We start from the raw sequence: 12,032 nt of genomic DNA on the forward strand, positions 1-12,032 counted from the left end.
CTATACATTTTCTTTGTTTTCGGTAGGAAACGGAAGTCGTTACCGATTTAGAGCATTCTCTTATTTGTTCGATAGGAATCTTTTTATACTTCGTTAACCATAGTCTTCAAAAGGCTAAAGTTGCTCAACCTTTCAAAATTAATCCTTCAAAAGCGCTGAAGATACTGCTTCACTAACCGCATTTTCCCCACCGACAATGTAGAAATTTGAAACTGAATCCATCTCAATCGCCTCATTAATTACTTTTGGCACTTCCACTTTTTTCACAAGCAGTATTTCTGCCTTTTCTTTGGCCGCAAGTACTGACCCAGCAAGCGCATCAGCAAAATTTTCTCCTGTAGCGATAATGGCATGACCCGTTTTCGGCGTTAAGTTCTTTGCAATTTCCGCCGACGTTTCATAGCGATCTGCTCCACTATAACGTGTCGCTTGATCAAAGCTCTTGACAATCTGCTCACTTATCGCATTTTTTCCACCCACAACGATGACCTCTTCACTATGACTTATCGCTTTTGCCGTTGAAGCAGGTAGTACGTCTTTAGCGGAAAGAACGATTGGATAGCCATTTTGCGCTGCATAGGATGCAACAGATAGCGCATCGGCAAAGTGGTACGCATTTGCCACTACGATTTTCTCCGGATCTCCGCCTAATCGAGCGGCTATATTAACCGCTGTTTCAAATCGATCTTTTCCAGAAATCCTGTCGATTTTCAACCCTAGTCCTCTTAATTGATATTCTACAAATTTAGATACAGCCGACTTTCCACCAAGAATGATGACTTTTTTTGCTCCGAGGCGTTTTATCTCTGCTTGCACATCTTCGTTCAATCGCTTCTGATTCGTTAACAGAATAGGAGCGTCATATTTATACGCTAGAGGAGCACCTGCTAGTGCATCTGGGAAGTCATCGCCTCTCGCAATGACAATGGTTTCAGCCGATGACCAACCTTGTTTTGAAACCTCAATCGCTGTTTGATAACGATCGGTACCAGCCAGTCTTTCTACTATATTTCTTGGTTTCATTCCAATAATAAATGTTCCACCTTCATCACGTTTTGGAAAAGTCAGAGTTACTTTTCCATCCACAACTTTATGCATTTTGCCGCTATAATAATCTTTTACCTCATCTCCCATTTCTTTTGGAAGGTTTAACGTGATGGTTTGTTTTTTATTGGTCGTATTAAGTCCAACATAAACATATTCCTTTTGGTGTTCACGTTGGAAGACCATATAACCTGTTTCATTATTTCCTGCAACATCTGTGCGGTTTCCTTTTGATAGAACCGATGATAATTGTTTACGTGCATTCAATAATTTTTGGTAATGGACGAGCAAGTCATTACCCTCAACCTTTTCCCATGGCATATCATCGCGGTTCTCGTTAAATTCACCTGCATCCATATTGCCTGCATGGTTGCCAGATTGACCAAGCTCTTCACCATAATAAATGACCGGCTGCCCTTTCGCTGTAATTTGTAGAGCAGCTGCCACTTTTAGCTTCCCAACGTTTCCTCCGACCTTGGAGGATAAGAAACCATCTTCATCGTGACTAGATAAGAACTGTCCGAGCATTTTCGTATTGTTCATTTGACCATTACGATATTCAAGGTACTCCTCTACAGCCTCTACGTTTCCATTTACAAAATCTTGTGCTTTATACTTGAATTCGAAGTCTAATAGTGAATCCATTTGACCACTTTCTAGATAACCACCTGTTTGGTTCACACTCGCACCATAATGCTCACCAATCATCTTAAAGTCTGGTTTTTGTTCAGTTAAAGCATTTTTGAGTGCTTTCCACGTAGTATTTTCTACATGCTTCACCGTATCTACTCGGAAGAAATCAATTGTATCGCCGCGGTCTGTTCGCGCTTTCTCTAACCAATCAACTTGCCATTGAATAAGCTGATCACGGACCGCTTTCTCTTCTGTTTTAAAATCGGGAAGTCCTGCCAACTCGCCTTGAACAACGTCAGTACCACCATTACGGAACATATCCATAAAACGAGCACGATTTTCATCACTTGGATAATTCGGAATAGCTAATTCATTGGAAGGATCATCTTGCTTTAATCCATATCCAGCATGATTTAGCACAACATCTACCATGATCTTGATCCCACGGTCATGGGCGGAATTAATTAACTCTTTGAACGTATTTAGGTCACCCAAATGCTCATCAAGTGTCGTAAAATCTTTTGCCCAATAACCATGATAGCCAAATTGATTTCCTTGTTTATTCCAGCGCAGGTCCCAATCAATATTATCGACGACTGGAGTAATCCACACAGTATTCACACCGAGCTCTTCTAAATAATCGAGACGGTCAATCACCCCTTGAAAATCACCACCATGATAGGTTTCAGAGTGTGTAGTATCATAGTTTTCTCCATTAGGATCATCATTCGTGGTATCGCCATTTTCAAAACGATCAGTCAGCATGAAATAAATTCGTGCCTCGTCCCAATCAAAATCAGCATCTCCCACATATTGGCGAGCCTTAACTTCAACGGATACTACTGATTTATGTTCGTTACCAAACTCATCCAGTGCCGTAATTGGTAGTTTCTTTGTTCCAGCTGCCACTGTATCTTGGACAAATATTGTTTGTTTGTTCAAAGAAGGATCTATATACACTTTCTCCGGACCATCCACCGCACGTAAATCGATAGACATCTCTTGAATGTTAACATCTTTTGGTTTATCCACTTTAACCGTAACCACTGCATTTTCGTTATATGAAATCGCACTTGGCTTGACAGTCGGTGTTAGCGTAATATCTGGTCGATCATAAGTAATTGTTGACTTGCCATCCTTCGTATTATAAGGATCTGGTACAGTTGTTGTTTCCCCGTCAACTGTCACTTCAAAAGTATAGGTGATGGTTCCTTCCTCAACATCCTTTAATGTGTATTCAAAGTATTGATTTGCCTCGTTATAAACCATTTCATTGGTTTCACTATCAATCTGTAACTGAACTTTTTCTATCGTTTCCATCTTATTTTCTTCGTACAGTTTTGGATCACGATAGAAGAAGGTAATGTCACCATCCTTTAAAATTGGTCCCTTCACAGTTGGAACCGTATGGAACTCTTCCTCTCCACTGGTGATTTCCACTTTTGTTACGCTATCAGATGGTTGAATGGTAATATAACGATCAGTTCCAATCGGATCCTTCGTTGCAGTACTCCAATCATGTCCTTTTCTTAAAACAAAGCCTACGCTAGTTGTTTCAGGACCTACTTCAAAAGTAGCGATTGCTCCCTTGTCCGTGACATTATCAAAAAGAACTTCGCCGTCCTTCACACCTGTTTGCCAAGTCCATATATTCCAATCGGTGTAATCTCCATCTTCACGCTCATACGTAAATTGAACATAACGTTGGACGTATTTTTCTATTTTCATTTCAATCGATGTGGTTATTTCGCCTGCTTTTGCCGTAATTTTCACAGTTCCAGGTGTTTTGCCAGTCACTTTTCCATTTTCATCAACGGAGGCCACATCTTGATTAGACGAGCTCCACTCAATGGCCGCATTTGGCATACTTTGGGCAAATTGATCTTTTACACTAGCGCTTAGCTGAGTTGTTCGAGAAGTAAAGAGCGTTGTTTCTCCTGTTAAGGAAATTGTAGTAGGAACCAGTTTCCCTACAGTCACCTTTACTGTTGCTTCTACCTGACCAATTTTTGCCGTAATTATAGCATTTCCGCTAGTAATTGCTGTTACTTTTCCACCTACAACCTTAACCACTTTTTCATCTGAAGAACTCCAATTAATGGCCTCACCAATCATCGGACGTCCATTTTGGTCTTTTACAACAACACTAAGTGTGCGCACACCTTCAGGCTCTAAGCCAAGTTCTGGTGGGTTGACTTCAATGGATGTTACAACAGAATCATAGTCATTCGCTTCATCATATAACACCATCATGGAAAGGGGTGCGACTGTGACAGTGTCGCTAACAGTTCGGATTACATCTATTCCTGCTTGCTTTTGATCGACTACCACATTCCATTCCCCACTTAAAGGAATGTCTACCGAAGCATCATTTCCATTGTAAATCACGACAATATTCTTCCATTTGTCATAGTTTGCATAATTCTTCAGCTTAAAGGCCACTACATTTCCTTCTTGCTTAAACACCGCTAAATTAGCGGCAACTGCTTCTTTCGTTGTCATCCGAAAAGCTGGATGGTTTTGACGAAGCTTCATGAGTCCTTCGTAATAATCATAGACAGGTTTGAATGCTTCTTTTTCTTCCCATCGAATTTGATTTATACTATCGGGACTCTTGTATGAGTTGTGATCGCCAAATTTCGTTCGTAGTAATTCATCCCCCGCATGGATAAACGGAATACCTTGAGAAGTAAGTACAATCCCATTAGCAAGAAGTGAACGCTGAACGGTTTCATTTGCGAGAACATTGCTTGGGTCGATCGCATGATGAGACTTAGTCTTCTCTTCCACTGCTTGTTTCACAGAAGAGTAGGCAATAGCATCTTCACCTTGCAGCTCCCCGTTTAAGATTTGAAGAAAGCCTTCTTCATCTTCTAATCCTTGCGTTTTAATGATCTTGTCCCATAAATTCAAATTATCGTGGGCCGTAACATAGTTGATGGTTTCAGTCGGACCATTCGTAAAGTCATCGATTGCACCTTTCACACCTGTGACAACATTAGCTTCTGTCCCTGGTTGACCAGTGGCAAATCCTTTTGAAGCATCATCACTTCCACCTTTAATGGCTCCTCGGAAATTGTCATTAAAGACAGCAAATCCTTGATCCTTTTGCGTACCTTTTAATGTTTGGAGATTTCCAGCTAACGGCGATCCTCCCGCTTGCCATGGTTCACCATATATTAATATGGAAGAATCGACTTCTTCTTGAAGCTCTTTTGTTAGCTGTGACATCGTGTTCACATCAATCAAGCCCATTAAGTCAAACCGGAATCCATCGACATTATATTCTTCCGCCCAGTATCGAACTGAATCTTTAATATATTTTCGTACCATTGGCCGCTCAGAAGCAATTTCATTCCCAACTCCTGAGCCATTCGCAAGATTGCCTGTATCCGTTGTCCGGTAAAAGTAACCTGGAACGATTTTATTAAACGGACCGTTCGGAACTTCGAATGTATGGTTGTAGACAACATCCATGACAACTCGTATCCCTTGATCATGTAGCGCTTGAACCATTTCTTTGAATTCGGTAATCCGTACCCCTGGATCATTCGGATCCGTTGAATAAGATCCTTCTGGTACATTATAATTTTGTGGGTCATATCCCCAATTAAATTTCGGTTTATTAGACGTCGGATCATCTACCGTCAATTCATCGACGGTCTTAAAATCATAAGAAGGTAATAGATGAACCGTTGTCACACCTAGAGCAGAGAGATGGTCGACACCAGATTTGGCTCCTCCTGGTGTAGTCGTACCCGTTTCAGTAAACGCTTTGAACTTTCCTTTATTAGTCATTCCAGAATTATCATCCATCGAAAAGTCACGCACATGTAATTCATATAAAATATGATCTGTTGGGTTTAACAGAGGCGGTTTCTCTTCGGACCAAGCTTTCGGATCGGTACTTTCTAGATTAATAATGGCTGTTCGTTGACCATTTGCTGATACTGCCTGAGCATAAGGATCTACCGCATAATTCGTTGTCCCATCGGCAAATTCTACTTTATATAGATAGAATTGACCGGAGAGATTTTGATCGACCGTATGCGCCCAGACACCTTGGTCACTACGTGTCATTGCCACTTCCGTTCCACCCGAGTGATCAGTTACAATACCTGCTTCATTATAGATTCCCTGATTAGGATAGAGAGCAAGCGAAACCTTAGTAGCTGTAGGTGCCCATACTTTAAATGTGCTAGCTGGGGAAGAGTAGGTTAGCCCTAGATCTTCGCCGTTATAGAAGTGTTTTGGTGCATTTAAGATTTCGCGCATGGTTACGGCCGCTGCGGCAAAACCCGTTCCACCTACTTCATATTCATGACGCACATTAACTGAAGCTTCCCCCTTAAGCGTGATTACTAGTTTATTATCGGTTACCTTTGTAGCCGTTGTGGCGACTTCTTGATCTGCTGTCACATCGTAAAGCTTGAAAGTCGCTAGATCCTCATCTGCCACTGGATGAGTGGTAATGGCGACAATTTGATTTTCATTATCCATCATAGCTGATTGAATACGTTGGGATATATCCGCGTCCTCTTTACGATAAAAGACTTCATCTACCCCTTGAATCACCCATGCTTCAACGTTATTTTCATCCTCAGAAATCTCAATCATTCTTGTCGGTTCTTGGTCAGACCAGCTTCCTGGTCGTGTAATTACATTAATTTTTTTGTTTTTAAATTTATAGGTTGCTTGAGCAAATCCATCCACCGTAGTACTCGTAAATGGATAGGCCGCTCCTTCCGTTCCTTCGTCCCACATCCACATATCCCAATAGTTTTGCTCACCATCATAGCGGAAATAATTAATCGTGAACGTGTTTAAATTCTCAAGCACGGTTATCGTTTTCTCTACCTCATAGCCTTGATATTTTGCCATAACTGTAAATGTGACATCTGCAGCCACGTCATTTGCAATATTCAAGGAAGATCCCTCGACTGAAATTCCTTGTACCTCTTCTTTAAGGGACCAAGTAGGAGTAACCTCTACCGTTTTTCCTTCGTTATTTAAGAAGCTAGCTTTTAAATCAAGTTGATCACCAGCTTGAACCTCTGCTGGAAGTGTGAGCCCCAAGCCTGGTACGACGAGCTTGCTGTCCTCCCCATACCCTCCTTTTAAGACAGCTTCATTAAGGGGATCAAGCATCCATGCCCCATCAACAATTAATTTATAGGCATAAACACCTGACGGGACCGCTTTAGTGGTTGACCAGATATTATCTTTGCCTTTTATCAGCTCTAACGCATTGGTTTCCCAGCTTGTAAATTCTCCCGCGACTTTTACAGATGAAGTACTGCCATCACCGATGTAATTAAAAGTCACAGAACTATCTTCATTTATGACCGGGCTAGCAGCTGCAGCCGTTGTGAATGTAATCGTTTGAGCTTTTTCGTTTTTAGTAGACGTAGTCGTACCAGTTACAACCTCTTTCGGCAATGTGACTGTATACGTTGTATCAAGTGCCAACGGCTTGTCTGGTGTAATTTTCACACTCTGATTAACCGCTTCAGTCGTAAAGTCGATATCCAAGTCTTCTGTTTGAAAAGTAATTCCATGTGTATCCGCTAATGAAATTCCTTCTGAAAATGAAAATTGAATAGAAGAGGTTGGTTTGACATTCGTTGCTCCATCAACTGGTGAAGCCTCAGTAAATTCCATCTGCTCCAAATTAACTAACCCTTGCAGTTTGTATTCATTCGAATACATCCCTTGTGTATTTGGAAGCGTACTTTCATTCCAAGAGCTTGCCACCACATTTTCTTGTGATCGTGGCATTACATCGAATGCACCATGCTCTTCTTTATTATTACCTGAAAGAACCGCAATCGATCGAATTGAATCTCCATTTTCTAACCCTAATAGACTTGTAGGTATTTTCCCTTCAAAGCCTGTAGTACGGTCAACGGCAAATTCAGTCCCATTTTCGGCATCCCAAGTTGTAGCAAGCGGAGTAGCGAAATCTTGCGATGTGTAAACAGCAGCTCCTGCGATTTCATTATCATCTTTAATTCTCATTGTGATATGATATTGAGGTTTTTCTTTCGCTGAAGAAAAATTGTATTGTGACTTCCAAGGGATTTCACTAACACCTGAATCTTCTCCATTTATATTTAAAGCTAAATCAAGAAATTGTCCGTTTTCTCCCCAATCGGGAAAATTTCCATCCACCCAAAAATAGAGGTTTTGTCCATCATTTTGGAAATATACTTCTCCAATATCGAACCCTTGCCACCCAGCGTCTGTTGCCAAAGGCGCAATTGTTGACCAATCCTCTTTCTGTGAATCTACTACAATTTCCGGCGTTTCCTTAGAAATCGTATAAGTGTTTGTGTAGGTAGAAAGTATATTAAGATTGTCCCCACTCTGATCCCAGCTGGAAGCGATTTCATTTTCCTGCGTAGATGGGATCGTATCAAAGACTCCATGCTCGTCCTGATTATTACCACTTAAAACAACTAAAGCCTTTAGTTCATCTGCCTCTACAAGTCCTAACTCACTTAATGGAATTTTCCCCTCAAGCCCGGTAGTTGTATCGTAAGAAAATCCAGCTCCTTTTTTGTTATCTTCCCAAGTAGCGACTAGAGGTTCCTCAAAATTGTCTGAACTGTATACTGCGGCTCCGTTAATCCCATTTGTCCCACTTAAACGAGCTACAATATGGAATTGAGGCTGCTTATCCGTTCCACTGAATGAAAATTGAGCACCCCAAGGGTTTCCAGAAACATCTGAATCTTCATCATTCACATTCAAAGCAATATTAATAAATTGTCCATTGTCTCCCCAATCAGGAAGATTCGTAGTATCTACCCAATAGTAGAGAAATTCTGCATCATTTGAGAAATAGACATTCTCGATATCAAAACCTTCCCACCCTTTCGTTGTTGCAACCGGTTGAACATCCTGCCAGTCTGTTTTACTCCCATCGACGATGAACGAAACAGACTCTTCTGCGCTAACGTTTGCATAAGGAACAATCCCATAGAACAATTGCAAAATCATTGTAAAGATTAACACAACAGAAAGCTTTCGTATCCACGACCTTTTCACACGTTCTTCCTCCTTTATGTACCCTAAAAATAGGCAACTCGTATGAGTGAAATCGTTTGCGCATCAAGGTAAATATGATTAATGTAAAAGGCAACAGAGGATGTAAGCGCAAACAATTCTAACAATTTAATATTTACATAGATTTACATAATAAGCAACACAAAAAACATCTCCAAAACAAGAAAAGCTTAAGGTCCCTACACATCGACTCCAAGCATAAGACAAGCATGCAAAAATGTTACTTTATACCTTTGACTCTTTTTCTTGTAATTTAATTTACAATTCGATAGAATCCTCCTATTTATAAGTGTATTCGTTCAAAAGTAGACAAGAAGATATTCTACTGCGAAAAAAGCCTTTGCAAAAGATCCGTCTCAGTATTAGATCGGCATAACTACATATCCCCGTCCATACTCATGAAACAGTTTTTTCAAAAGGCTCTTTTTATATGGCTCTTTTCGTATACATCGTGGCTATTTCATCTGATTTTTAATTAAATTGCCTATTTTACTGATGATTTCCATTAAAAATAGACGGATCTAGCTGCAGTGGCTAGGGACTCGGGGCATTTGTCAGCCGTCCCTGGGCAAGCCACTTCCGCATTTCGTAAATGATGCTCGAAACCAAGCGATATCACCGTTTATAGGCTGGTACGAAAAGCAACAAACTTTGCCAAAACAGCCTTCTATTAATAACCAATCTTCTCATCAACCTCAGAAGTATCTACATCTTTTCCAAACCATTCTTCGATTTTTTCTCTTGCTTGACGCTTCACTTCTTCATCCATATAAAAGGCTACTTGAACGAGAGCAATACTGAGAGCTCCAAGGTCATCTGTATAGCCGATTCCAATCATTAAATCGGGAATTAAATCCGTTGGTAAAATGAAATAACCTAGGGCAGCAATAATTGTTGCTTTCACTTTCTTCGGTACTTCTGGTTTTTGCAGCGTAAAATATAAAAGGAGGGCCGCATAGACAGCTGACGATCCTGCTTTTTTGCTATATTTCTTCAGCTTGGTCCAAAACTTTTTTTCACTATATTGTATCTCTACGTTTTCTAAATCATTCTCCACCGTTATCCCTCATTTCATCGTTTTCTCATTCTATTCCCATTTATTCATTTTTTTAGTCTTATTACGTTTATTTTGCCATTAAACCTTAACCGAAATCAACTCATTCTGCTTCCTGTGGCGTAATTTTCCAGCAAGGTAAAGAACCGGAAAGCCGCAGAGCGAGCCAATTGCTATTAGCGAAAAAATCATCGCCCCATTACCGAAACCAAACGCCTCAAGAAGTCCCCCTCCGATCATCGGAGCAAGCACTCCTCCAAGCGTCGTAAAGCTCATCGCTCCGAAATAGAAGCCGCGACGATCTTGGGGCGCAATTTCATCAATTAACACATCGGTCATGGAGAACATCATCACTTCACCAACCGTGAACACGAGCATAGCGAAGAACAGGAGTGCAGCATTTGCAGCAATTCCAAAGAGAATCAAACCTACACTCACAAAAAACGTGCCGAGCATCACCGAAATTAAAGGCGAAAAATGCTTGCCTATTCTAGTGACCGGATATTGAACGACAATCACCGTTACAGCATTCATCGCCAATAGCCAAGCAAATAATCCCACCCCATTTGTAATGGAAGGTGCATTCGCAATATATTGAGGGATCGTTGAATTCATATGTGAATAGCCAAAAATTCCAAGAGTTGCCCCTAAAAGAACCATTAAGAAAACCGTATCCTGTTTAAGTACACTTAGTGATTGAATCAATGTTGGGCGGAGTCCTTCCTTTTTTTCACCGGCAACATCCTCACGATAGCGATAAAACGTAACGGCAAGAGAAACAGCATACAGAACATTAATTGCAGCCATAAACCAAAAGCCCACTGTGGATTCCGACGTACTCATTTTCAACCCAACCAAAGGACCCACCGCTGCCCCCACATTGATTGCCGCATAACGCAAATTAAAGACGAGAAGTTTATTTTTTGGCTTGGTGACATCAGATAACAATGCTTTCGAAGCTGGTTCAAAAAAGGAAGAACATAATCCATTCAAGGCATTTAAAATAAAGAACATCATAATTGTATCCGCTAGAGCAAAGCCGACATAAACCGGAATCCAAACCGCAATCGAGCCAAGCATAATTACCCCCCGCCCTAATTTGTCGGTTAAATGCCCGCCAATAAATCCACCAAAAAGTCGAAACAGCGCACTAATACCAATCACGGCCCCAGCTGCTGCTGGACTTGCTCCCTTAACAGTTGTTAAATAAATCGCTAGAAATGGAAACGTCATAAACGTCATCATCCGTACAAATAAAGTACCCACTATAATATTGATGCTAAGTGGGTGAATGTTTCTCATCATTTTCATTCCCATCCTTCTCCCGTTCCTATTATTCTCATTTGATAATATCATAGTTGGGGTGTGGAGGTTTGGCTTGTGCAACAATAACGTTGGTCTTTCGCTGGGATCCTCTTATTGACTAATTAAAGCTCCCGCCTTCTACGGAAACGAACGCTTTTTCATCTGTTTTTATCTGATCCTCGACTGTTTTCCATGAAAATAAATGATTCGGTCATTGGAAATTCCTTATCCAGCAATTACGCAGAATTAGGCATCAAATGCTGAAAATTTCTCTACAAAAAAAGCCTGGATCCATTTATTCAATCCGGCTTCTGAAACAAATATTCATTATTTTTTTGAGAAGCAATATAGCTTTCTTCTTGCTCGGCAGATAATACATCAGTTGCTTTCCCGACTGTTCCTCCAAGTAGATACCAAACATCGTTATGATCCTGCACTACTTTTGAAAAATCCTCTTGTTCCCAACGATGAAGAATCGCTAGGTAAGTCTCCTCATTCGCATATTTTTTCATTTCCAATTGTTGAAGTAAATAAGCTATTCTCTCCTCAGTTTGCAGATAAAAGCTCCATTTCTCGGCTTTTACTTTTTGGTGACTCATCGCATGAATGTACTGCTTCATAAGCTTTTCAGAAATCGGCTCTTCGACTGCGTGTGAAAATGGATTCACTCCGTCAATATCACCTGAAGGATAGGCTGTTTTGGAAGGCTCGTTCATTAAAGCTTCAGTAGCAGCCTGTTTTTCTGACTCAACTTTAGTAAAATAATACCCTATTACTATTGAGAGAAAACCTGCTATGACTACGAATAAAAGTGCATGATTTTTTAGAAAAACCTTCATTTTCATCACCTCGTTATTATAATAGATTCGCTAGAAACAACTATTTCCCTCTTTTTTTAAATAGAGTATAGTCTTCAAACCATTTCGCC

Annotated in this window: 4 protein-coding genes; all 4 read right to left on the minus strand. The window is 40.6% G+C overall.

What is annotated here, in order from left to right:
- Nucleotides 1-138 precede the first annotated feature (138 nt).
- The 4 genes from pulA to U8D43_RS07660 all read right to left on the minus strand — a co-directional run bounded on the left by pulA (nucleotide 139) and on the right by U8D43_RS07660 (nucleotide 11,943).
- On the minus strand, nucleotides 139-8,727 hold the full coding sequence (gene pulA, locus U8D43_RS07645) for a type I pullulanase (protein WP_335870594.1): 8,589 nt from the start codon (nucleotides 8,725-8,727) through the stop codon (nucleotides 139-141).
- Nucleotides 8,728-9,415: 688 nt separating this feature from the next.
- On the minus strand, nucleotides 9,416-9,802 hold the full coding sequence (locus U8D43_RS07650) for a YkvA family protein (protein WP_335870595.1): 387 nt from the start codon (nucleotides 9,800-9,802) through the stop codon (nucleotides 9,416-9,418).
- Between the two features lie 78 nt (nucleotides 9,803-9,880).
- Nucleotides 9,881-11,110 carry an MDR family MFS transporter gene (locus U8D43_RS07655; protein WP_442893578.1) on the minus strand — a complete coding sequence of 410 codons (1,230 nt, stop codon included), beginning with the start codon at nucleotides 11,108-11,110 and terminating at the stop codon, nucleotides 9,881-9,883.
- Between the two features lie 293 nt (nucleotides 11,111-11,403).
- Nucleotides 11,404-11,943, minus strand: coding sequence for a DUF6241 domain-containing protein (locus U8D43_RS07660; protein ID WP_335870597.1), 540 nt, complete (start codon nucleotides 11,941-11,943; stop codon nucleotides 11,404-11,406).
- Nucleotides 11,944-12,032: the final 89 nt, after the last annotated feature.

The sequence above is a fragment of the Bacillus sp. 2205SS5-2 genome (genome assembly GCF_037024155.1).
In the GTDB taxonomy this organism is placed as follows: Bacteria; Bacillota; Bacilli; order Bacillales; family Bacillaceae_K; genus Bacillus_CI.

What these genes read in the sequence shown, in the direction of transcription:
- U8D43_RS07655 (WP_442893578.1), bottom strand. Translation starts at nt 11,110, where the DNA reads ATGAAAATGATGAGAAACATTCACCCACTTAGCATCAATATTATAGTG.
- U8D43_RS07660 (WP_335870597.1), bottom strand. Translation starts at nt 11,943, where the DNA reads ATGAAGGTTTTTCTAAAAAATCATGCACTTTTATTCGTAGTCATAGCA.